The organism is Flavobacterium cupreum (assembly GCF_003996965.1).
In the GTDB taxonomy this organism is placed as follows: domain Bacteria; phylum Bacteroidota; class Bacteroidia; order Flavobacteriales; family Flavobacteriaceae; genus Flavobacterium; species Flavobacterium cupreum.
This window is the reverse complement of record NZ_QWDM01000099.1, coordinates 1-397: the sequence shown is the minus strand read 5'-3', so window position 1 is coordinate 397 and position 397 is coordinate 1. Positions and strand designations below refer to the sequence as shown.

Below are 397 nucleotides of genomic sequence, written 5' to 3'. Positions count from 1 at the left end.
GCCCTTCGGCGCCCTTGTTCTGGCCGTCGTCGCGGCCGTTGCGCACGGTGGAGTCGCCGATCAGGAACAACGACGGCAGCTTGGCGTTGGCCGGTTCGGGCAGCACGATCTTCAGGCCCTGGCGCGGGTCGGTGTTGACGGCCGGGGGAGCGAGCGGCGCCTGGGAGCAGGCGGTTAGCAAGCCAAGTAAGGCGAGGATGAGGAGTTTATTCATAGTCGTATTTTATGTGCCCCCTATTTGTGCGCAAGCCTTTGATCAGAAAGAATCAACAATGTGAGCAATGCGCGAGATGGCGCGATGCGGCCGCCGAAACGGCCGACAATGGCGGGATCAACCAACTCGGGCCACCATAATGAAAAGACTGTTCTCCATCGCGCTGATGTCAATCTGCTCCTA

Annotated in this window: 1 protein-coding gene; it reads right to left on the bottom strand. The window is 59.9% G+C overall.

The genetic code is table 11. The features are described from left to right. Window positions 1-214, bottom strand: a 214-nt coding sequence (locus tag D0817_RS26785) for a hypothetical protein (protein ID WP_202866524.1), incomplete at its 3' end; no start/stop codon positions are given. Between the last annotated feature and the right edge of the window lie 183 nt (window positions 215-397).